This window comes from Allobosea sp. Root381, from assembly GCF_001429395.1.
Classification (GTDB): domain Bacteria; phylum Pseudomonadota; class Alphaproteobacteria; order Rhizobiales; family Beijerinckiaceae; genus Allobosea.
In genome coordinates, this window is the sequence record NZ_LMJT01000041.1 from 391,600 (window position 1) to 412,829 (window position 21,230).

Below are 21,230 nucleotides of genomic sequence, written 5' to 3' on the forward strand. Positions count from 1 at the left end.
CCTTAGGCGGTGCGCTGGTGCGACCGCTCTCCGATCAGGTTGCTCACCGCCGCACCGATCTGGTCCAGCGCGACGACCCGCTCGGTAGCTCCGATCTCGAATGCCGCTTTCGGCATCCCGTTTACCACGCAGGTTTCCCCGCTTTGAATTAATGTTTCGGCCCCGGCTTTGCGCATGGCTAACAAACCATCAGCACCGTCGCGGCCCATGCCGGTCAGCAGGACGCCGACCGATTGCGGGCCGAGATTGCGCGCCACGGAATGGAACATCACGTCGACCGAGGGCGAATGCCCGCTGACCAGCGGCCCCTCGCGCAGCACGCAGGTGAGTTCGCCGCGGCGGTCCTCGATCTCGAGATGGCGCGCGCCACCCGGCGCGACCACCGCCATGCCGGGCTTCAGCCGCTCGCCGTCGCTGGCCTCGCGCACGTCGAGCCCGGTCGCCGCCGCGAGCCGCGCCGCGAATTTGGCCGTATAACCTGGCGGCATATGCTGCACCACTGCGATCGGAATCCGCAGATGGGCGAGATCGCGCATCACGACCTGCACCGCCGGAACCCCGCCGGTGGAGGCGCCGATCGCGATGAAGGAGGCTCGTCCCGCAACGCGAGCGGGTTCGCGCGTGACGACCGGGCGCGCGGGCGCGACCTCGCGCCGCACCGCGAACATCCGGCGGCTGGCCGAGGCACGCTGCAGCGCGCCGACGAGGTGGCGCATGAAGCTCTCGAGCGTGTTGGTGCTGCCGTCCGGCTTCTCGATGAAGTCGATCGCACCGAGCTCGAGCGCCTGGATGGTGTTGTCGGCGCCGGGCCCGCCGAAGGCCGAGACGATCAGCACAGGCAGCGGGTCCTGCTTCAGGACGCGCGCCAGCAGTTTCAGCCCGTGCCGGCCCGGCAGTTCCAGGTCCAGCGTCACGACATCGGGGCGCAGCTCCTGGATGGCGTCCCAGCCTTCCTCGGCACTGCCGGCGACGCCGATCACCTTGAAGCCGGGCGCACCGTCGATGATCTGCGTCATCAGCTTCTGCATCAGCACGGAATCGTCGACGACGAGGACGCGGACCGGGGCGGCGGAGGCCGAGGGCGAACCGATCGGGCTCATGAGAAGATCTCGATCTCGCCCGCGACGGGCTGGGTCTTGAGCCTCTGCATATAGGCCGCTTCCTGATCCTGCTCGCTGCGTGCGGACTGGACGTGCTGGACCCAGGCCCGCCCTGTCGCAGGCTGGTAGTGGATCCGCCGCGAGCGCGTGCCGCCGACATCCTTGGAGACCACCGGTATGCCCTCCCGCTTGAGGAACTCCTCGACGAACGCGATGTTGCCGTCGCCGATCGCGAGCATCGTCGCGCCCGACAGGACCCGCGCCCCGCCGAACACCTTGGCCTCGAAGTTGCCGCGCTTGGCGCCCCGCTTCAGCAGGCCGTTGATCAGCACTTCCATCGCCGTGTCGCCATAGCGCTCGCCGGCGCTGGCATCGGCACTGCCGTTGTTCTTGGGCAGCAGGAAATGGTTGAGCCCGCCGACGCCGATGGTGGCGTCGCGCATGCAGACGGAGACGCAGGAGCCGAGCACCGTCGCGACGATTTCGTCCTTGGCGGCAGTGATCTCGTGTTCGCCGGGCGCGACCGTGATGATCGTCGCCTCGAAGCGAGGGTCGAAATAGCGGCGGGAGGAGCGCGTGACGCTCATGGCAGCCTCTCGTAGATCGTGCGGCCGATCAGCCGGAGTTGCGGATGCGGCTGAGGCAGCGATTCCGAGTGGCCGAGATAGAGGAAAGCGCCGGGCGCGAGCAAGCCGACGAAACGATCCAGGATCGACGCCTTGGTCTGCGTGTCGAAATAGATGAAGACGTTGCGGCAGAAGATCACGTCGAACGGGCCGCTCATCGGCCAGCGCTCGATCAGGTTGAGGCGCTTGAAGGCGATCATGCGGCGCAGGTCATCGCTGATCCGCACCTCGCCGCGCCCGCCATGCGGCTCCAGCTTGAGCAGCGGCCGGATGTCAGATGGCAGCCGCTCGAACTGGTCGCTCGGATAGACCGCCGCCTCCGCCTTCACCAGCACGTCGGTATCGATGTCGGTTGCAAGGATCTTGAAGTCGATGTCGCTGCGCGAGCCCAGCACGTCGCGCGAGACGGCCGCAATGCTGTAGGGCTCCTCGCCCGAGGACGCCGCGGAACACCAGATGCGGATGCGGCCGCGTCGCCCGCTGCGCTCCTGCACGAGGCGCGGCAGCACCTCCTTGCGCAGATGGTCGAAATGGTGGCGCTCGCGGTAGAACGAGGTGTGATTGGTCGTCACCGCGTTGATGAGTTCGGGGATCTCGTCCGCCGCGGCCGGGGTCTTGAGGAAGGCGCAGTATTCGGACACCGAGCCGAGCCCCAGCGCCTTGACGCGCCGCGCCAGCCGCCCGCGCGTCATCGCTTCCTTGTGCTCGCGGATGACGATGCCGGCCTGCTCGTAGACGAGCTTGGCGATGAAGCCCATGTCGTCGCGCGTCAGCGTGATGTCGGCGAGTTGCGGTGGCGCGAGGGCTGCGCTGGGTCGAGGTACTGACACTAGAACTCCGCCCATTCATCCGCGCGCGCGCCGCCGGCCACACGCCGAAGCTGCCCCTGCCAGGTCTTCGCCGCCGGCTCCGGCCGGCGCATCTCGTTGGGCCGTGGGCGCGCCGGCGCGACCGGTACGGCGGCCACGACCTGCCTCTGCGGCCGGGCCGGCTCGACGGTTGCCCGATAGGCCGTCTGCCTCGGCTCCGGCTCGGCGCGAGCGCGCTCCCCCGCCCGGAAGAATGCGACGAGCTGCCTTAGCGTCACGATCTCGGTCATCAGCTCGCCGGCGGAGGTCGCGCTCTGCTCGGCAAGCGCCGAGTTCTGCTGCGTCGTCTCGTCCATATGGGCGACGGCGCGGCTCATCTCGTCGATGCCGTGCGCCTGCTCGGCCGCCGCCTGCGAGATCTCGCCGACCGTGACGGAAACCTTGCCGGCAGCTGCGACGATACGCTCGAGCGCATCGCCCGTCGAGCGCACGAAGCGCACGCCTTCCCCGACCTGCTGGTTGGAGCTGGCGATCAGCGTCTTGATGTCCTTGGCCGCCTGGCCGGAGCGCTGCGCGAGCGCGCGCACCTCCGAGGCCACGACGGCGAAGCCCCTGCCCGCCTCGCCGGCGCGCGCCGCCTCGACGGCCGCGTTCAGCGCCAGCAGATTGGTCTGGAAGGCGATGTCGTCGATCACCGAGACGATCTCGGAGATGCGCACCGAGGAGCTCTCGATGCGCTCGATCGCACCGACCGCCTGCGCCACGACCTCCTTGCCGTCCTGGGCCACCCCCATCGCCTCGTTGGCAAGCTCCGTCGCCTCGCGCGAACGGCTGGCGCTCTGCTTGACGGAGGCCGCGAGCTGTTCGGTCGTCGCGGCGGTTTCCTCGATATTGGCGGCCGTCTGCTCGGTGCGGGTGGCGAGGTCGCCCGCACCGGCGTCGATCTCGCTCGCGGCCCGGGCGACATGGCCCGCCGTGCCCTGGATGGTGGCGACGGTCTCGGCCAGATGCGCCAGCGCTGTGTTCAGGCTCGCCTTCAGCTCGGCCAGGCGCCCGCGATAATCGCCCGTCATGCGCTGCGTCAGATCGCCCTCCGCGAGCCTTTCGGCCACCGCGGCGAATTCGCCGACCGCGTTCTCGACAAGCGCGTTGATCTCGTTCATGCCCCCGGCGATCCGCTGCAGGGCGTCAGGCTTGCCGGCCAGCGGCACGCGGCGGGAGAAATCGCCCTCGACGGCGGCCGCGACCATTTCGGCGACCTCGGTGGCGGCGGCAAGCTCGTCGGTCAGTTCCAGCCACTCGACGGCGGTACCGAGGCGGCGCCCGTCGGCATGCATCACCGGCGACAGCGACAGCGAGACGGTGCGGCGGCCCAGCGCGAAGCGGATCGCCTGCTGTCCCTGCAGGCCGCCCGCCTGCCACTGGACGCTCTCCATGACCCGGCCGAGCATGTCCTTGGCCGAGCAGCCCGGGAAGGCGGCGCGGAAATCCTCCTGCGCCTCGCCGAAGAACCGCAGCAGCGACTTGTTGACGTAGACGACGCGGCCCTCGCCGTCGCAGACCATGACATTGGTGCGGCAACCATCCAGCGCCGCGCGGATGCGGGCAGCCTCGACGCCGGTCTCGTGCATCGCCTTGAGCGCGCGGGCCAGTTCGCCGATCTCGTCGCCGCGCTCGAGGCCGGGAACGGCCTCCTCCGCGCCGACCTGGAGCCGGCCGATCGCATCGCGCATGGCCGCGATCGGCCGCAGGACCTGCCGGACCGCGAGCCAGGCGACAAGCCCGGTCAGGCCGAGGCCGGCCGCGCCGAGGCCGAGCTGCGCGCCCATGTCGAGCCGCCCCAGGGCGGCCTGATAGGAGACGGCTCCTGCGGCACCGCCCGCCGTGAGGGCGGTGGTGGCGAGCAGGAGCGGCAGCTTGAACGAGAGTCGCGTGAAGGGACCGAAGACGCTGCCCATTTTGGTGTCGTTTCTTGTTTGGCCCGCGCTTTTCCCTACGCGACTCCTCGGGCCCTTGATGCTTCGGGCGATCAGCCTGCGCGTGCGACCCGCGCCGGACCTTCGACGCCGCCGTCGCGGATCACGGCCGCGAGGTCGAGCAGCGCCACGATGTCGGTATCGAGCAGCACCAGGCCTTCGATCAGGCCGTGCTCGTCCCGCTCCAGATCGGGCGCCGGGCGCACTGCGCTGACCGGCACGTCGACGATGTCGGAGACCGAATCCACCAGCAGCCCGGCAACCTTGTCCTCGATGTCGACAACGACGATCACATGCGTCGCGGTGGCATCGGTGGTGCCCATCCCGATCGAGGTCCGCAGGTCGTAGACCGCGAGGATGACGCCGCGCAGGTTCAGCACGCCGCGGACATGCGGAGCCGCATGCGGCAGCGGCGTCGTCGCCTGCCAGCCCTTGATCTCGCGCACCATGCCGACGTCGATGCCGAAGGTGCGGTCGCCGACCTTGAAGGTGACGATCCGGCGCGCTGCCGATTCCGGCTGCGCCGACGAGAAGTGCTTTTCGCCGAGTTGCAGGGTCATGGTCATCCAGCCAGTTTCAGTTCGGTTGCAGGGTGCCGCTCATGCGAGGCGGCCAGGCGCAGCATGGAATCCACGTCGAGGATCAGCGCGACCAGGCCGTCACCCAGGATGGTCGCAGCCGATGCGCCATGCACCGTGCCGTAATTGCCTTCCAGGCTCTTCACGACGACCTGCTGCTGCCCGACGATCTCGTCGACGGCGATGCCGACATTGTCGCCGCGTTCGGTCTCGGCGATGATGATGATGTTCTCGTTCGGCGAGCCGGAGGAGCCCATCAGTGCGCCCAGGCGGTGCAGCGGCGTGATCTCGCCGCGCCAGCGCAGCACTTCCTGGCCGAAGGTCAGATGCTCGATCGGGGTCGAGGCGAGATGCTGCGTCTCGATCACGCTGGCGATCGGGATGACGTAGCGGTCACTGCCGCAGCGGATGACCATGCCTTCCAGGACGGCCAGGGTCAGCGGCAGGGCGAGCGTGAACTTGCAGCCCCTGCCCGGCTCGGAATCGACCGAGATGCGGCCACCGAGCGACTCGACGTTCCGGCGCACCACGTCCATGCCGACGCCGCGGCCCGAGACGTCGCTGACCACGTCCGCCGTGGAGAGGCCGGCCGCGAAGATGAGCTGGTCGATCTCCTCCGGCGCGAGCTTCTCGTCGGCACCGACGATGCCGCGCGACCTGGCCTTGGCCAGCAGCTTGTCGCGACCGATGCCGCGCCCGTCATCGGTGACGGAGATGACGATGCGTCCGGCGCGGTGCTCGGCGACGAGCTTGATCGTGCCTTCCGGCCCCTTGCCCGCGGCGATGCGGTCTTCCGGCGTCTCCAGCCCGTGATCCATCGAATTGCGGATCATATGGGTCAGCGGGTCAGCCAGTTCCTCGATGATCGTCTTGTCGACCTCGGTGTTCTCACCCTCGAGCACCAGGCGGACTTCCTTGCCGAGCGTCTGGGCGAGTTCGCGCACCAGGCGCGGCATGCGCTGGAACACCGCCTTCACCGGCTGCGCGCGCACGGCCATGACATGGTCCTGCAGCTCGCGCGTCTGGCGCGAGAGGGTCAGGATACCTTCGGCGGTCTTGGCGTAGACATCGTAGGGAAGCGAGCGGACGCATTCCACCAGCATCGACTGGGTGATGACGATCTCGCCGACGAGGTTCATGAGCTTGTCGATGCGGTCGAGATCGACGCGCACGCTGACGGCCTGGCGCTGGCGCGCCGCGGCCGCGTCATTGGCCGGCGCGCGGGCGGCGGCCTTCGGAACCGGCGGAGCCTCGACGATGGCAGCGACCGGCGCCGGCACGGCGACCGGGGCGGCCGGCGGCGCGACGGGCGCGGATGCCGCCTCGGGCGCAGGGCCAAGCTTGGCGAGGATCGCGGAAAGATCGGCCGCGACCGAACCCGAGACCTCGGAGGCCTGTGTCGCCGAAGCGGCGATCGGTGCTGCCGCAGGCGCGGCGGCCGGCAGGTCGTCATTGGCCGGCGCGTCGTCGCGGACCTCGATCTCGAATTCTTCGGTCGCGAGCGTGAAATCGAAGCGGCTGTAGATTTCCTCGATCGTCAATTCGGTGCGCATCGTGACGACGAAGCGCATCCAGCAGTCGGAAACGTCGATCGTCTCCAGCGGCGGCACATGGCTGAGGTCGCAGGCGATCGAAACGATGTCGTCCGCCGGCAGCGAGGCGAAGACGACGCGCGGCTCGATGACACGACGGAACAGGTCGTTCTCGGGCGAGATGCGCAGGATGATGTCGCGGCCGGGCTTGGTCGAGGCGGGCTGGGCGGCGGGTTCGTCGTCCCAGCCGCTGTCGGCGGCTGAAGCCGCGAAGCCAGTCTTGGCTTCGACCATCGCGAGCAGGTTGCCGAGCGCGGCGATACCGGGAGGCACATCGCCGGCAGGCGCGGCAGGTACGGCAGGCGCAGGCGCGATCGGCGCCACGGCTCCCGGCGCCTTGCCGACCTGCTCTAGCGCTTCCAGGAGGTCGGGGCGCGGTCGGGCGGGCTCATCGTTGCGCGCGGCGGAGACCAGGTCGGAGACGGCGTCCGAGCAGCGCAGGAACAGCGCGAACGGCGCCTCGCCGATCGCGACGCGCCCGGAGCGCAGATGGTCGAGCGAGGCCTCGAAGACATGGGCGAAGGCGACCAGCTCGGTGCAGCCGAAGGCGCCCGCGCCGCCCTTGATCGAATGGATCGCCCGGAAGGCGCCGTTGACGTCCTCCGGATCGGTCGATCCTTCGTCCAGCGCCTGCAGGCGTTGTTCGAGCGCTCCCAGGAGCTCTTCGCACTCCTGGAAGAAGGTCTGCTTGAGTTCCGCCAACGGATCCATGGACAAGGCCTTAGTTCTGGTAACGAGCGACGAGACCGAGCAGCGTATTGGGCTCGAAAGGCTTGACCATCCAGGCGCTCGCGCCGGCGCGGCGGCCTTCGGCCTTGATCTCCGCGCCATTCTCCGTCGTCAGCACGATGATCGGCGTGTTCTGCCCGGCGGGACGCGCCCGGCAGGCCCGGGTGAACTCGATGCCGTCCATCAGCGGCATGTTGAGATCGGTGATCACGAGATCCGGCTTGAATTCGTCGAACTTGACCAGGCCTTCCTCGCCATTCTCCGCTTCCGCCACCTCGTGCCCGGCATTGCGCAGGGTCAGGCTCAGCAGGCTGAGCAGTGTCTTGGTGTCGTCGATCGCCAGAATGCGCATTCAAATCACTCCAGAACGAGAGCGCTGTGAGCGGGATCGAAACCGATCGCCCGCAGGGATTCGCGGCACTCTAAGGATGCAGCCTTGAGCGAAACCTGCAGCCCGCGTGCCTTCGCGCTCACCGCGGCGGCATGCAGCAGCTGGATCCACAGGCTGGGCAGCGGCCCGGCTCCGGCACATTCGACGGCGATGCTCTCCTTCTGCTCCAGCGCGACAAGCAGCTGATTGCGGAAGGTTGCGGCTTCTGAGCGACCCAGAAACGCGGGGAGCGAGACAGTGATGATCATGAAGGGAGGACCCGGGATTGCACTGCCGACCATCGCGGCAAACTGGTAAAAATTTCATGAACCGTCCCGGGCTCGGCTTCGCTCCTTGGGCGAAATCAAGGCGGTGCCCCAAGCTCCGCGCAAGCTTCGCGGAAGGCGGTGATCCCACGACCGGTCCGAGCCCCGCTCCGCGCCGGCAGGCGTATTCAGAACATGGCGTTGCTGATGGCGCGCGGCACGAGCGTGATGCTGCCGCTCTGCTCGCGGTACTTGCGCGGGATGTTGATGATCCCGGTCAGGTGAAGCCAGAGATTGTTGGGCGAGATCGGCTTGGTGATGATCTCATGCGCACCGAGCTTCGCCGCCTGGACGACCGAGCGCCGGTCCGCCTTCTCCATCATGACGAGAACCGGCGCCTTGGCGAAGGGCGAGGTCTTGAAGGAGCGGATCGCGGCGAGGCACTTGATGCTGCCATTGTCCGGCAGGTCCCAGTCCAGGATCACGATGTTCGGCTGCTTCTGGATGAACATCGTGGCAGCCGACGCCAGGTCCGACGCCTCGAAGATGCGGTGCAACTGGGCCTGGTAGAGCATCGTGCGGACGATGCGCCGGTAATGCGGGCTCGCGTCAATCAGCAGCACCGACAGGTTGGGAAATGACGGCGCTATATGCATGGTGCGGGCTCAGCCACTTAACTCAACCTGAAGACACGATACGCAACGCGGAGACGACTAGACGCTGAGTCCGAAACGGAAGCCGCCCCAATGCCGGCCGTTCACCATGATCGGCGCCGACAGGTCTTCCATCACCAGGAAGGCGCCGCCGCCCATGTCGCGGCGATAGGTCTGCAGCAGGAACGGCTTGCGGTTGCGCGCCGCCGCCAGCCCCGTGCGATCGTCGAAGATGCGCCGGTTGCGGCAGTTGGCGTTGTTCCACACCGGGTCCGGCCCCTGGGGCTGCGAATATTTGCGGTTATGGGTCGGCAGCAGGCCGTTGCGGTCCACTGCCGCGCAGAACACGATGCGGCGGTTCGAGGCGAGCAGAGCCTCCTGAATCGGCGGCAGCACGCGGTCGCACAGCGGCACGAAGCGCGTCAGGTACTGCACGGGGTCCGTGCCGGGGGTGGGCTGATAGCGCTCGTCGAAGAGGTCGGCCAGGCTGAGCTCGCCACGCTCCAGCGCCTGCTCGAACAGCCCGCCGATCGTGGCTGCCGTCTCGATCGCGGTGGCGATCAGCTCCGATTGCGCCGTGCGCACGCCTGAAGCCGCGATCGCACCCAGGATGCCCTCGCTGATCGCGACGAGCGAGTCGCTGCGCTGCGTCGCCCGCTCCAGGTTCTCGCTGGACTGATCGACGCCTTCGACGAGCTCCTTCAGGTCCTCGCCCGCCTTGGCGAAGGCGACGGCGTTCTCCCGCGTCGGGTTGGAGATCGCGTCGATGTCGCGGATCAGATCGACGACCGAGCGGCCGAAGCTGTCGAGCTCGCCGAGCTGATGCGAGATCGACCGGCTTTCCTCGCTGGCACGGCGTGCCGTCGATGCGTTCTCGTCGCTCCTGCTCGCCAGCAGATCGACGGACTTGACGAGCGCGTCGAGCTGCCTGGCGCTGAGCACGGTCGCCTCGCGCGTCTGCTCGGCCAGATGCTTGACCGCCGCGGCGATGACCGCGAAGCCCCGCCCCGCCGCGCCGCTGCGCGCGGCCTCGACCCCGGCATTGATCGAGAGAAGCTGGATCTCGCGCGCGATCGACTGGATCGCATCACTCGAGGCCCTGACCTGATGGGCATCGGCGACGGCCTGGGCGAGCGCCTCCGAGATCGACTGGGCTCCCTGCGACAAGGCCTCGATGTCCGACTGCGCCGCATTGAGACCAAGCTTGACGGCCCCGGTCACGCGCTCGAGCCCCACCTTGACCACGGAGGCCGTCGTCTGCGCGCCCTCCGCCGCCTGCTGGATCGAGCGATTGGCCCGCGCCACCTGGTCGACGGCGGTGACGACGCGGTGGAGCCCCTGCGCCTGTCCCTCCAGCTGCCGGGTCACATCGCCGATCCGCCCGGAGATGTCGGTGATCTCCAGCCCCAGCTTGCCGAAGCGCTCGGAGATGTCGCGCACGGCGCGCTCCGCGGCGGCTTCGGTCCGCAGGTCCTCATTGGCCGGCTCAGGGGCCTTCAGCGCGAGCGCGTTCATGGTCGGCGGGTCCTTTACGGGCCTCTGGCAACACAGGAACGCTAGCGAAACGCGGTAAATTGCGGGTTAATGCAACTTTATGGGGAAGCGGACTTATCCCTCACGCGCCCGAGCGCCAACCGCGTCAAAGCAGCGGCGGGAGGGAACCGGCACGGGCCGAAACCGTATACTCGGGGGCATCCGTGGACGCCGACGGATGGTTACGCTAGGGCATGTCGAATGGCGACATCGCAATGGAGAATTCGCATGACCACACCAATGTCTCTGTCTCGCCGATCCCTGCTGGGTTGCGGTGCCGCCGCGATTACCCTCGTGGCCGCACCGAAGGTCTGGGCGCAGGCCGCGGCGCCGGCCGCGCCGACCGGCCCCTTCTCGCTGCCGAAGCGCGCCTATGAGGCGGCGGCGCTGGAACCGCATATCGATGCAACCACGATGGACATCCATTACAGCCGCCACCATGCCGCCTATGTCGCGGGCATGAACAATGCGGCGAAGGAATATGGCGTGCTTGCGAGCAAGCCGCTGCAGGAACTGCTCGCCGAGATCGGGCAGCTGCCCGAAGCGGTGCGGCTCGCCGTCCGCAACTCCGGCGGCGGCCATGCCAACCACACCATGTTCTGGGAGATCATGGGCCCCGGTGCCGGCGGCGCGCCGACCGGCGAGGTCGCGGCCGCGATCACCCGCGACCTCGGCGGCTTCGACAAGTTCAAGGCGGATTTCGACGCGGCCGGCCTGCGCGTCTTCGGCTCGGGCTGGGTCTTCGTGACCGTCGACAAGGACGGCAAGCTCGCCCTCCTCGCCAAGCCGAACCAGGACAGCCCGCTGATGGAAAAGCGCATGGTCCTGCTCGGCAACGACGTCTGGGAGCATGCCTATTACCTGAAGTACCAGAACCGCCGCGCCGACTACCTCAAGAACTGGTGGAACGTGGTCAACTGGGCGAAGGTTAACGAGCGCTACGCCGCCGCCAAGGCCGGCAAGCTAGGCGTCTGATCGCTTACCGTTGTCGACGACGCAAGGCCCGGCCTTCTGCGGCCGGGCTTATCGACCAAGCGGTCGAAGCCAAGAAGCCACCGCATGGCGCGCGTTCCCGCTTTGCCGGGGCGCCGATATCGTGAGGCTCGTCACGCTCATGGCCTCGGTTTCCCATCATGTCTGCGTTGCAAACAACAACCCTGACGCTGCGGCCTTGCTGCCCAGGCGATCGAACCGACTTCATCGCGCTCGAGCTCGATGCAGAGGTGATGCACTTCCTCAACGGTGGAGCGGTCGACCATGAGAGGACTGCCCCCAAGGATGTGACGTTCCTCATGCCGAGAGGATCGGAGCCGTTCGTGTGGACGGCGCGGCGGACGACGACCGGCGCGTTCGTCGGATGGTTCTGCCTGTTTCCCGAGAGTGAGACGCTGGCGGAGATCGGCTATCGCCTGCGTCGGGAAGAATGGGGACAAGGGCTGGCTTCGGAGGGAGCCACGGCCCTTGTCGATTGGGGATTCGCCAGCTCCGGTTTCGAGAAGCTCGTCGCCTGTACACTGGCCGTCAACATTGGCTCCCGTCGCGTGATGGAAAAGATCGGCATGAGGCACGTTCGCACAGAGTTTCCGACATTTCCCTCCCGTATTCCCGGCGCCGAAGAAGGCGAAGTCTGGTACGAGTTGCTTCGCTCGGAATGGCGCAGCCAGGAGCCATCGGGCCGCTGAGAGATTGAGCTGACGCCCTGCCAGGCCTCCGTCGGCTTTATGCGTGTCTGCCGGCCCGCTCCGCGCTCGCAGCTCGCATCGCGGCGAATCCCACCGCGACCTTGACCGGCCCGCCCAACAGGAACGAACGATGCGCGCCAGGCAGATCGAGGTCTTCAGGATGGTGATGCGCTGCGGCACGCTGACCAGCGCAGCCGAAGCTCTCAACGTCTCGCAGCCGGCGCTGAGTCAGATCCTGCTGCACACCGAGGACGAGCTCGGCTTCAAGCTGTTCTCGCGGGTGAAAGGCCGGCTGATCCCGACGCCCGAGGCCGAGGACCTCTACCCCGAGGTCGAGCGGCTCTTCGGCGATCTCGAAGCGTTGCGGCGTCGCGCGGGTGAGCTGCGCCACGGCAAGGCCGGCGTCGTCCGGCTCGCAGCGTCGGCGCCGCCCTCGCTCTCGCTGGTGCCTGAGGCGCTGCGGCATTTCCGTGCAGCCCATCCCGGCATGCGCATCCTGTCTTACGTTGTGCCGGCCGAAATCGTGATGGCGATGCTCGACAGCGGCCAGGCCGGGCTCGGCATCGCCATGACCGACGAGCCAATGCCGCGCATCGAGACCGAGATCATCGGCCGCACGCGCATCGTCTGCGTGCTGCCTGCCGATCACCGCCTCGCGGCGCAGGAGAGCATCGCGGCCGGCGACCTCGAAGGCGAGACGCTGATCTCCTACCGCGCCGGTTCGCTGCCGGGCCAGCTGCTGCGCACCGCGCTCGCCCGCGAAGGCCTCGTCTTCCAGCCCGAGATGGAGATCGACGTCTCGATCATCGCGCTCGCCTTCGTGCAGCAGGGGCTGGGCGTGGCGGTGGTCGACGGGCTGCTACCTTGGCACAGCTTTCCGGGGCTGGTGACGCGGCCCTTCCTGCCGGAGGTCTCGCTGCCGCTCTGCCTGCTGACCAGCGCCCATCGGCCGCTCTCGCGCAGCCACGATCTGCTGCGCAACCATCTGCGCACGGCCTGCCGGCAGCTCGGGCTCGACGGCGACGCCCGGCCATAAGCGAGGCTTATAAAGCTGCCGGGCTTTGCTCTTTGACCTTCTGCCCCGCCAGTCGCGAGATAGGCCCGACCTCTCGCGGACAGGCGGATCATGAGCTGGCGTATCGGCGTCGACATCGGCGGCACCTTCATCGACTTCTGCGCGCTCGAAACCGGCAGCAACCGCTTCGAGACCATCAAGGTCCTGACCACGCCCGACGAGCCCGGCAAGGAGCTGCTCGACGGCCTCGCCTTGCTGCAGGAGCGCCATGGGGTCGCTCCCGAGGAGGTGACGTCGTTCGTGCACGGCACCACGGTCGGCATCAACACGATCATCCAGCGCAAAGGCAGCCGGCTCGCCCTGATCACCACGGCCGGCTTCGAAGACGTGATCGAGCTGGCGCGGCTGCGCATGCCGGACATGTATTCGCTATTCTGTGCACGGCCCGAGCAGCTGATCCCGCGCGATCGCATCTACGGCGTCAGGCAGCGCCAGCTCGCCAGCGGCGAGATCGCCGAACCGCTCGATACGGATGGGCTTGCGACGATCGTCGCGGCGATCCGCGCCAAGGGCGTCGATGGCGTCATCATCTCCTTCCTTCACGCCTATCGCAACCACGCGCATGAGGCGCAGGCCAAGGCGCTCATCGCCGAGCTGGCGCCGGAGCTCTACGTCTTCACGACGAGCGAGGTCTGGCCGGTGATCCGCGAATATGAGCGCACCACCACCGCCATCCTGAACGGCTACGTCCATCCGCGCGTGGCGGGTTACCTGACCGCGCTCGAAAAGGCACTGGCGTCTCGCGACGTCCCGGCCGGCCCGATGCTGACCAAGTCCAATGGCGGCGTGATGAATGCGCAGACTGGCAAGCGCGCCTGCGTCAACATGCTGCTCTCCGGCACGGCCTCGGGGGTCATCGGCGCCGCCTGGCTCGCCGAACAGGCCGGCATCGGCAACATCCTGACGCTCGACATCGGCGGCACCAGTGCCGACCTGGCGCTGATCATCGACGGCAGGCCGCAATTCGGCACCGGCGAGGTGGTCGGCGACTTCCCGCTTTTCCTGCCCAGCGTCTCCGTGACCTCGATCGGCAGCGGCGGCGGCTCTATCGCCTGGGCCGACGATTTCGGCGTACTCAAGGTCGGCCCCGAAAGTGCGGGCTCCACGCCGGGCCCCGCCTGCTACGGCCGCGGCGGCACCCGCGCGACCGTCACCGACGCGATGGCGGCAAGCGGCTTCCTCGGTCACACGCCCCTCGCCTACAACCAGATCGGCATGGATCGCGGCCGGGCCGACGCGGCGATCGGCGAGCTCGCCGCCACGCTCGGCCAGACCCCGCAGGCCGCCGCCGAGGGCGTCATCGCGGTTGCGGTCTCCGAGATGTTCGTCGAGGTCAACAAGCTCGTCGCCCGCTACGGCGTCGATCTGCGCGACTTCACGCTGATGCCCTTCGGCGGCGCGGGCCCGATGCTGGGCTGCTTCCTCGCCCGCGAACTCGGCATCCCGCGCGTGCTGGTGCCGCACCGGCCCGGTGTCGTCAGCGCGCTCGGCGGGCTCATCGCCGATGTGAAGGGCGACTTCATCCAGACGATCTTCGCCGCCGCCGTTCCGGCCTCGCTCCCGACCCTGCGCGAGGCCCTGGCGCGGCTGAAGCGCGACGGCCACGCCTGGATCCGGAATGACCAGGGCTTCACTGGGCCGGTGGTCGAGACCCTCACCGCCGACATGCGCTATCACGGCCAGTCCTTCGAGATCGAGGTGCCGCTTTCCGAGAGCTGGCTGACAGACGGCGATTTCGCCGCCCTCACCGACGCCTTCCACCGCCAGCATCTGGCGATCTACGATTTCAACGACGTCGCGGCCGAGGTCCAGATCGTCAACCTGCGCCTCGTCGTCAGCGGCGCCACCCCGCGCCCGAACCTCGCGCCCGCTGCCGAGACGCCGACCGCGACGGCGACGCCCGAGCGCATGATCGAGGTCTGGCTCGACGGCGAAAGCCGCGAAGTCGCGCTCTATCACCGCGACGCCCTGCGCAACGGCCATGGCTTCCAGGGCCCCGCCGTCGTCGCGCAGCAGGACACCACGATCTGCATTCCCGAAGGTTTCGAGGCGCAAGTCGACGCCTGGCTCAACCTTCATCTTATCCTGCGTCCGGAGGCCTGATCATGGTCGACAAGGTCACTCTGCAGGTTCTCGCGAACCATTGCCGGGCGGCGGCCGAGAACATGGCCTACACGCTCTACCGCACCGCGCACTCGACCTTCGTCAAGGAGACCGAGGACTTCACGGTGATGGTGATGGACCGCACCGGCCGCGTCGTCGCCGTGCCGATGGATCTCGGCGCGACCTGGTATCCGGGCATGAACTACAACCGCGCGATCGAGCTGGTCGATGAATACCGCCCCGGCGACATCGCCTTCACCAACGATCCCTATAGCGGCTATCTCGCGACGCATGCCCCCGACACGCATCTGTGGAAGCCGATCTTCCACGAGGGAGAGATCGTCTGCTTCGTCGGCGGCCATGTCCATAACACCGATATGGGCGGCGCGGTGCCCGCGAGCCTGTCGCGCTCGCTGACGGAAATCCACCAGGAGGGCATCCGCTTCCCGCCGATGACACTGATGCGCGACGGCGCCTTCGACGAGAAGGTGCTGGCGATCATGACGATGAACGTCCGCAAGCCGCATCTCAACATGGGCGACCTCAAGGCGCTGGCCGGAGCGCTCAACACCGGCGAGCGGAAGATCCAGGCGATGGTCCGCAAGTTCGGTGCGCGAGGCTTCATGGACGGCCTCGACGGGCTGATGGACTATGCCGAGCATCAGGCCCGCGAGATCCTGCGCTCGATGCCGGATGGCGAGTACGTCTTCTCCGACTATGCCGACGAAGATGGCGTCGACGGCAATCCCTGCCGACTGGCCCTGACGCTGACGATCAAGGGCGATGAGGCGGTGCTCGACTTCACCGGCTCGGACCCGCAGCTCGGCTCCTCGCTCAACGTCCCGACCGGCTCCGACCCGCGCCACACCCTGCTGCTCGTCGGCGTCTACTACGTGCTCTACACGCTGAATCCGCAGCTGCTGCTGAACTCCGGCCTGACGCGGCCCTTCACCTGCATCGCGCCCGAGGGCACGGTGCTGAACCCCGCCTTCCCGGCCGCCGTCGGCATGCGCAGCCTGACCTGCGCAAGGCTGCGCAGCCTGATCTTCGGCGCCTTCAGCCTCGCCGTTCCCGAGCGCATGCCGGCCGCACCCGCCGGCTCCAGCTCGATCGTCAACGTGATGACGACGGACGAGCGCACCCATCGCAGCGTCATCGCCGCGATCAACCCGGTGGTTGGCGGCGGCGGCGGCATACCGCATCGCGACGGCCCCAACGGCTCGGGTGCCGACAGTGCCTATCTCAAGAACACGCCGATCGAGATCACCGAGACCGAGGTGCCGATCCAGTTCGTGCGCTACGGCCTGCTGCCGGATTCAGGAGGGCCCGGCCGCTGGCGCGGTGGGCTCGCGACGGTGATGGAGTTCAAGGTCTTCGCGCCGAACACCCGCATCACGGTGCGCAACCGCGACCGCTCGATCTTCCGCCCCTGGGGCACCCTCGGCGGGCTCTCGGCCGAGACCTCGAACTTCATCATCAACCCCGGCGCCGCCAGCGAGCGCGTGCTCGGCAACACCGACATCGCCATCGCCGAGCCCGGCGACGTCATCCACATCCATTCCCCCGGCGGCGGCGGCCGCGGCTCCCCGCTCGATCGCGAGCCCGAGCGCGTATTGCTCGATGTCGAACGCGGCTATGTCGGCGAGACCATGGCGAGGGAGCGCTACGGCGTGGTGATCGCTAATGGCGCGCTCGATAACGAGGCGACGAAGGCCCTGCGATCACAGCTGCGCGAGGCCTCCCACCGCACGCATTTTCACTTCGGCCCGGAACGCGACCGCTTCGAAAGCGTCTGGCATGCGCGGAACTATGATGCGCTGACGCGCCTGCTATCCGCCCTCCCCGTCCACTGGCGCTTCTTCGTCAAGACCAAGGTTTTCGCGGCGATCCGTGAAGCCGCCAACGCCAATGACGTCGGAAGCGCCTTCGCTTCCGTCCGGCGAGACTACCCGCAGGTTCCGGAGATCGCGGAAGCGGCGGAATGAGGCGCACCTTCCTTTGCCGCCGTTAGCCCAGCGCGTGCGTCGCCAGGCCGAAGGTCCGGGCTGCACCCTGTGCCGGGTGATGGCGGCCGCGGATCATCGGCGTGACCGAATCGAAGATCGTCATGCCGCAGGATTCGAGGAAGGCACCGAAGCTACCCTGTTCCTGGGCCGTGTCGACACGCAGGAAGCTGCCCTGATGTGCCTCGACATGCGGCGCGACCAGCGCCACCGCCATATCGTCGTCCTCCGCCACGATCGGGCCCACGACATGGCCTCGGCCGAAGGGGCGGCACAGCGCAAAGCCGACGACCGCCCCGTCGCGCTCGACGATCGTGCCGATGGATTGAGCCATCAGCACCGCGATGACGTGATGGCGATCCGCGCCATAGGCGCGGGCATCCAGTTCGGCGATGGCGGCGAGATCGCTTGCCGCGGCGGGCCTCAGCCCGGCCGTGGCCGGAGCGGGAGACGGCAGCGACACGTTCCGGCCCTGATGCTGGAATATCCGCCCGATCGGTTCGAATCCAAGAGAGCGATAGAGGCGGTAGCCGGCCTTGGTGGCGCTGAGACGCAAATCGCGGTCGCCGCACTGCTCGAAGATCGCCTCCATCAGCATCCGCCCGGCGCCTTGCGCCTGCAGGCGCGGCGAGGTGATGACCATGCCAACGGTGGCGAAGTGATCGCCGAAGGGCCACCACATTGCCGAGCCCAGCGCCCGGCCGATGGCATCGCAGGCGACGAAGCCGTGGCCCACCGCCATCACCAGCCGCCAATCCTCCGGCCGGTGCGGCCAGCCGACGCCGATGGAAAGCTGGTGCATCTGGTCGAGATCGGCATCGTTCATCGGCCTGATCGCGAGCTCGTAGCCGAGCCGGCGCTTTGCCATTCTGTAAGCCAAGGCGTCTGGCCTCATTCGAAATGAAGCCGAAGTATAGGGGCACCAAGCCGCTGCGAGAATAGCAAAATTCATACAATACATGGACTTAGGATCATGCAATCTGTGCGGTTGAACCCTCGTGGCGCGCCGGTTGCGACTGGCCCGCGTCCCTGCGGGATGTCCGGATCATCCTTCCCCTCGCCGAGGCGACCTCCGATGAAGCTCGAACCCTACTGGCTGGCTTCCGCGCCGCGCTTCGCCTCCGGCTCGCAGGCTCCGATCGCAGGCAAGGTCGATGTCGCGATCGTCGGCGGCGGCTTCACCGGCCTCTCCGCGGCGCTGGCTCTGGCGAAGGCCGGTGCGAGCGTCGCCGTGCTTGAGGCCGGGCGCGTCGTCGGCGAGGCGTCCGGCCGCAATGGCGGCCACTGCAACAACGGGCTCGCCCATGATCTCGGCGGGCTGGTGGCGAGCCTTGGCATCGAGCGCGCGAGCGCGCTCTACCGGGCCTTCGACGCGGCCGTGGACACGGTCGAGGGGCTGGTGGCCAGCGCGGGCATCGACTGCGATTTCATCCGCACCGGCAAGATCAAGCTCGCGGCCAAGCCCGGGCATTTCGCCAAGCTGGAGAAGAGCGCCGAGCTGCTGCAGGCCACCGTCGAGCCGGGACTGGTCGTGGTGCGGCCGGAGGAGACGCGCCGCGAGATCGGCTCTGCCGGTTTCCATGGCGGGCTGGTCTATCCGCGCAGCGCGCATATGCATATGGGCCGCTTCGGCGTCGGGCTGGCAGAGGCGGCAATGCGGGCGGGCGCGGCGGTCCATGAGAATGCGGTGGTCACCGGGCTGGAGCGGCTGAACGGGCAGGCCCATCGCGTCGTGACGGCGCGCGGCACGCTGGAAGCGAAACAGGTGCTGCTCGCGACCGGCGCCTCGCGGCAGGGGCCTTTCGGCTGGCTACGCCGGCGCATCGTGCCGGTCGGCAGCTTCATCATCGCGACCGAGCCGCTGTCAGAGGAGCTCGCCGCCTCGATCATGCCGACGCGCCGCACGGCGACGACGACGCTGAACATCGGCAATTACTTCAGGCTGACGCGCGACAACCGCCTGATCTTCGGTGGACGCGCCCGCTTCGCGCTGTCGAGCCCGACCTCGGACGCCAGGAGCGGCGCGATCCTGCAGGCGCGGATGCTGGAGCTGTTCCCGCAGCTGAAGGGCGTCGCGATCGACTATTGCTGGGGCGGGCTGGTCGACATGACCTCGGACCGGCTGCCGCGCGCCGGCGAGCGCGACGGCGTGTTCTACGCGCTGGGCTATAGCGGCCACGGCACGCAGATGTCGGTGCATATGGGGCAGATCATGGCCCGCGTGATGGGTGGGGATTTGAAGGCGAACCCGCTTGCCGGGCTCGCCTGGCCGGTGGTGCCGGGCCATTTCGGCCCACCCTGGTTCCTGCCCTTCGTGGGGATGTATTACCGCTTCCAGGACTGGCGGAGCTGATGCCGCGCCGTCATTCTCGGGCGTAGCGAAGCGAAGACCCGGGAATTCGTGACCAGACCGCGCCGGCCAGCGCCTCATCCGGCCTGAGATGCTCGGGGCAAGCCCGAGCATGACGTGCTCCTCAACCAGCCGCCCGCTTCTGCCCGCTGGTCGCCAACAGGACGAGGATGAAGGAGGCGGCCGTCAGCAGCGTCGAGATCGCGGCGATGGTCGGGTCGATCTCGTCGCGCAGCGCGGTGAACATGCGCTTGGTCAGGGTCTGGTACTGCCCGCCGGAGACGAAGAGCGCGATGATCGTCTCGTCGATCGCCGAGATGAAGGCGAAGATGCCGCCGGCGAAGACGCTGGCCTTGATCTGCGGCAGCGTCACGGTGAGGAAGGCGCGAAAGCGGTTCATACCGAGGCTGCGCGCCACCATCTCCTGCGTCTTGTCGAAGCTCTGCAGCCCGGCGACGACCGAGGTGACGACATAGGGCAGGCCGAGCATGACGTTGGCGAGCACCAGCCCGGTCAGGGTCTGGATCAGCCCGATCCGGGCGTAGATGAAGAAGATGCCGATCGCGATGATGATGATCGGCACGATCAGCGGCAGCATCAGCAACATGTGCAGCGAGCGCATCAGCCTGGTCTGTGAGTTGCTGATGGCGTAGGCGGCGGCCGTGCCGAGCGGGGTCGCGATCAGCACGGTGAGCACGCCGATCATCAGGCTCATCCGCGTCGCCTGCATCCAGTTCGGGTTGCCGAAATACTCGGCATACCAGCGCAGCGAGAGGGCCGGCGGCGGGAAGGTCAGGAAGCGCGTCGACGAGAACGACATCGGCACGATGATCAGCAGCGGCAGGATCAGATAGATCAAAACCAGCCCGACGAAGGCGCCGAACAGCAGGCGAGGCAGAAGCGGCTGTTTCATCACTTCTGCCCCAGCATCTTGTCGAGCGGGATGATGCGGCCGACGAGGGCGAAGATCGCCAGCACCGACACCAGCAGCACGACGCCGACGGCGCTCGCCGCGCCCCATTGGTTGTAGAGCTCGACATTCCGGGCCACGACCATCGAGATCATGATGGTGCGGCCGCCGCCGAGCAGTTCCGGCGTGATGTAGAAGCCGAGCGTCAGCACGAAGACCAGCGTCAGCCCCGCAACGACCCCCGGCAGCGACAGCGGCAGGAAGATGCGCAGGAAGCTGTGCAGCGGCCCGCCGCCGAGGCTCGCGCCGGCCAGCATCAGCTCGCGCGGGATCTTCTGCATGGTCGAGTAAAGCGGCAGCACCATGAAGGGCAGGAGGATGTGGACGGTAGCGATGACGGTGCCAAGTTCGTTATGGACCAGGGCCAGCGGCTCGCTGATCAGGCCGAGGCCTTCGAGCATCTGGTTGGTCACGCCGGTGCGCTGCAGCAGCACGAGCCAGGCATAGGCACGCACCAAGACGCTGGTCCAGAACGGCAGGATGACGAAGGCGAGGATCAGCACGTCCCAGGGCCGCTTAACATGGGCGGCGGCATAGGCGACCGGATAGCCGAGCAGCAGCGACATCACGGTGACCGTGAGCGCCATGCGGAAGGTCAGCGCGAAGCTGCGCCAGTAGATGTCCTCACTGAAGATGCGGCGGTAGTGCTCCAGCGTAAAGCCGTTGTCATAGACCGACTGCGTCATCAGCCAGCCGACTGGAATCACCACGAGGGCGAGGATTACGACCACGGCAGGAGAAGCGAGCAGCAGCATCAGCCCTTGCTCGCGGCGCTGGTATCGGAGGGACGGGTCGATGGCGGTCATCTGCGATCC

The 21,230-nt window shown here is 67.8% G+C and carries 19 protein-coding genes; 6 read left to right on the plus strand and 13 right to left on the minus strand.

Annotation, left to right across the window (positions count from 1 at the left end; genetic code table 11):
- Positions 1-2: 2 nt before the first annotated feature.
- The 10 genes from cheB to ASE63_RS23310 all read right to left on the minus strand — a co-directional run bounded on the left by cheB (position 3) and on the right by ASE63_RS23310 (position 10,214).
- A complete protein-coding gene (gene cheB / locus ASE63_RS23265; protein ID WP_056807319.1) occupies positions 3-1,100 on the minus strand; it encodes a chemotaxis-specific protein-glutamate methyltransferase CheB in 1,098 nt (365 codons plus the stop codon).
- Complete coding sequence (locus tag ASE63_RS23270; protein WP_056807322.1) at positions 1,097-1,687, minus strand: hypothetical protein; 591 nt, start codon at positions 1,685-1,687, stop codon at positions 1,097-1,099. The genes cheB and ASE63_RS23270 overlap by 4 nt, the downstream gene beginning before the upstream one ends.
- Positions 1,684-2,556: a protein-glutamate O-methyltransferase CheR gene (locus ASE63_RS23275; protein WP_162261825.1), complete on the minus strand. Its 873-nt coding sequence runs from the start codon at positions 2,554-2,556 to the stop codon at positions 1,684-1,686. Before ASE63_RS23275 ends, ASE63_RS23270 begins: the two co-directional genes overlap by 4 nt.
- Positions 2,556-4,493 (minus strand): methyl-accepting chemotaxis protein, encoded by a 1,938-nt coding sequence (locus ASE63_RS23280; protein ID WP_056807328.1) that lies wholly within the window; start codon positions 4,491-4,493, stop codon positions 2,556-2,558. The genes ASE63_RS23275 and ASE63_RS23280 overlap by 1 nt, the downstream gene beginning before the upstream one ends.
- Positions 4,494-4,564: 71 nt before the next feature.
- A complete protein-coding gene (locus ASE63_RS23285; RefSeq protein ID WP_082610218.1) occupies positions 4,565-5,077 on the minus strand; it encodes a chemotaxis protein CheW in 513 nt (170 codons plus the stop codon).
- Positions 5,074-7,392 carry a chemotaxis protein CheA gene (locus tag ASE63_RS23290; protein ID WP_056807334.1) on the minus strand — a complete coding sequence of 773 codons (2,319 nt, stop codon included), beginning with the start codon at positions 7,390-7,392 and terminating at the stop codon, positions 5,074-5,076. The genes ASE63_RS23285 and ASE63_RS23290 overlap by 4 nt, the downstream gene beginning before the upstream one ends.
- A 10-nt stretch (positions 7,393-7,402) precedes the next feature.
- Positions 7,403-7,762 carry a response regulator gene (locus tag ASE63_RS23295; protein ID WP_056807336.1) on the minus strand — a complete coding sequence of 120 codons (360 nt, stop codon included), beginning with the start codon at positions 7,760-7,762 and terminating at the stop codon, positions 7,403-7,405.
- A 5-nt stretch (positions 7,763-7,767) separates the two neighbouring features.
- Positions 7,768-8,049 carry an STAS domain-containing protein gene (locus ASE63_RS23300; protein ID WP_056807339.1) on the minus strand — a complete coding sequence of 94 codons (282 nt, stop codon included), beginning with the start codon at positions 8,047-8,049 and terminating at the stop codon, positions 7,768-7,770.
- 185 nt (positions 8,050-8,234) lie between these two features.
- Entirely contained in the window at positions 8,235-8,702 is a 468-nt protein-coding gene (locus tag ASE63_RS23305; RefSeq protein WP_082610220.1) for a response regulator, read from the minus strand.
- Positions 8,703-8,759: 57 nt separating this feature from the next.
- Positions 8,760-10,214, minus strand: coding sequence for a methyl-accepting chemotaxis protein (locus ASE63_RS23310; protein WP_056807346.1), 1,455 nt, complete (start codon positions 10,212-10,214; stop codon positions 8,760-8,762).
- A 258-nt stretch (positions 10,215-10,472) separates the two neighbouring features.
- Here ASE63_RS23310 and ASE63_RS23315 point away from each other — a divergent pair, with 258 nt between their 5' ends.
- The 5 genes from ASE63_RS23315 (at position 10,473) to ASE63_RS23335 (ending at position 17,077) form a co-directional block, all read left to right on the plus strand.
- Positions 10,473-11,207, plus strand: a complete 735-nt coding sequence (locus ASE63_RS23315) for a superoxide dismutase (RefSeq protein ID WP_056807349.1) — start codon at positions 10,473-10,475, stop codon at positions 11,205-11,207.
- 158 nt (positions 11,208-11,365) lie between these two features.
- A complete protein-coding gene (locus ASE63_RS23320) occupies positions 11,366-11,914 on the plus strand; it encodes a GNAT family N-acetyltransferase (RefSeq protein WP_056807353.1) in 549 nt (182 codons plus the stop codon).
- Positions 11,915-12,044: 130 nt separating this feature from the next.
- On the plus strand, positions 12,045-12,950 hold the full coding sequence (locus tag ASE63_RS23325) for a LysR family transcriptional regulator (RefSeq protein WP_056807355.1): 906 nt from the start codon (positions 12,045-12,047) through the stop codon (positions 12,948-12,950).
- A 90-nt stretch (positions 12,951-13,040) separates the two neighbouring features.
- Complete coding sequence (locus tag ASE63_RS23330; RefSeq protein ID WP_056807359.1) at positions 13,041-15,092, plus strand: hydantoinase/oxoprolinase family protein; 2,052 nt, start codon at positions 13,041-13,043, stop codon at positions 15,090-15,092.
- 2 nt (positions 15,093-15,094) lie between these two features.
- Positions 15,095-17,077, plus strand: coding sequence for a hydantoinase B/oxoprolinase family protein (locus tag ASE63_RS23335; protein ID WP_056807364.1), 1,983 nt, complete (start codon positions 15,095-15,097; stop codon positions 17,075-17,077).
- Between the two features lie 22 nt (positions 17,078-17,099).
- On the opposite strand, the gene ASE63_RS23340 is transcribed toward ASE63_RS23335, so the two are convergent.
- Positions 17,100-17,963: a GNAT family N-acetyltransferase gene (locus ASE63_RS23340; RefSeq protein ID WP_056807368.1), complete on the minus strand. Its 864-nt coding sequence runs from the start codon at positions 17,961-17,963 to the stop codon at positions 17,100-17,102.
- A gap of 207 nt (positions 17,964-18,170) precedes the next feature.
- On the opposite strand from ASE63_RS23340, the gene ASE63_RS23345 reads away from it, so the two are divergent.
- Entirely contained in the window at positions 18,171-19,448 is a 1,278-nt protein-coding gene (locus tag ASE63_RS23345; protein WP_056807372.1) for an FAD-binding oxidoreductase, read from the plus strand.
- Between the two features lie 121 nt (positions 19,449-19,569).
- Here the strand turns inward: ASE63_RS23345 and ASE63_RS23350 are convergent, their stop codons facing one another.
- Positions 19,570-20,358 (minus strand): ABC transporter permease, encoded by a 789-nt coding sequence (locus tag ASE63_RS23350; RefSeq protein ID WP_056807375.1) that lies wholly within the window; start codon positions 20,356-20,358, stop codon positions 19,570-19,572.
- Positions 20,358-21,221, minus strand: coding sequence for an ABC transporter permease (locus tag ASE63_RS23355; protein WP_244491549.1), 864 nt, complete (start codon positions 21,219-21,221; stop codon positions 20,358-20,360). Before ASE63_RS23355 ends, ASE63_RS23350 begins: the two co-directional genes overlap by 1 nt.
- Between the last annotated feature and the right edge of the window lie 9 nt (positions 21,222-21,230).

Coding starts and splice junctions, on each gene's coding strand:
- cheB (WP_056807319.1), bottom strand. CDS start 1,100: ATGAGCCCGATCGGTTCGCCCTCGGCCTCCGCCGCCCCGGTCCGCGTC.
- ASE63_RS23270 (WP_056807322.1), bottom strand. CDS start 1,687: ATGAGCGTCACGCGCTCCTCCCGCCGCTATTTCGACCCTCGCTTCGAG.
- ASE63_RS23280 (WP_056807328.1), bottom strand. CDS start 4,493: ATGGGCAGCGTCTTCGGTCCCTTCACGCGACTCTCGTTCAAGCTGCCG.
- ASE63_RS23285 (WP_082610218.1), bottom strand. CDS start 5,077: ATGACCATGACCCTGCAACTCGGCGAAAAGCACTTCTCGTCGGCGCAG.
- ASE63_RS23290 (WP_056807334.1), bottom strand. CDS start 7,392: ATGGATCCGTTGGCGGAACTCAAGCAGACCTTCTTCCAGGAGTGCGAA.
- ASE63_RS23295 (WP_056807336.1), bottom strand. CDS start 7,762: ATGCGCATTCTGGCGATCGACGACACCAAGACACTGCTCAGCCTGCTG.
- ASE63_RS23300 (WP_056807339.1), bottom strand. CDS start 8,049: ATGATCATCACTGTCTCGCTCCCCGCGTTTCTGGGTCGCTCAGAAGCC.
- ASE63_RS23305 (WP_082610220.1), bottom strand. CDS start 8,702: ATGCATATAGCGCCGTCATTTCCCAACCTGTCGGTGCTGCTGATTGAC.
- ASE63_RS23310 (WP_056807346.1), bottom strand. CDS start 10,214: ATGAACGCGCTCGCGCTGAAGGCCCCTGAGCCGGCCAATGAGGACCTG.
- ASE63_RS23315 (WP_056807349.1), top strand. CDS start 10,473: ATGTCTCTGTCTCGCCGATCCCTGCTGGGTTGCGGTGCCGCCGCGATT.
- ASE63_RS23320 (WP_056807353.1), top strand. CDS start 11,366: ATGTCTGCGTTGCAAACAACAACCCTGACGCTGCGGCCTTGCTGCCCA.
- ASE63_RS23325 (WP_056807355.1), top strand. CDS start 12,045: ATGCGCGCCAGGCAGATCGAGGTCTTCAGGATGGTGATGCGCTGCGGC.
- ASE63_RS23330 (WP_056807359.1), top strand. CDS start 13,041: ATGAGCTGGCGTATCGGCGTCGACATCGGCGGCACCTTCATCGACTTC.
- ASE63_RS23335 (WP_056807364.1), top strand. CDS start 15,095: ATGGTCGACAAGGTCACTCTGCAGGTTCTCGCGAACCATTGCCGGGCG.
- ASE63_RS23340 (WP_056807368.1), bottom strand. CDS start 17,963: ATGGCAAAGCGCCGGCTCGGCTACGAGCTCGCGATCAGGCCGATGAAC.
- ASE63_RS23345 (WP_056807372.1), top strand. CDS start 18,171: ATGAAGCTCGAACCCTACTGGCTGGCTTCCGCGCCGCGCTTCGCCTCC.
- ASE63_RS23350 (WP_056807375.1), bottom strand. CDS start 20,358: ATGAAACAGCCGCTTCTGCCTCGCCTGCTGTTCGGCGCCTTCGTCGGG.
- ASE63_RS23355 (WP_244491549.1), bottom strand. CDS start 21,221: ATGACCGCCATCGACCCGTCCCTCCGATACCAGCGCCGCGAGCAAGGG.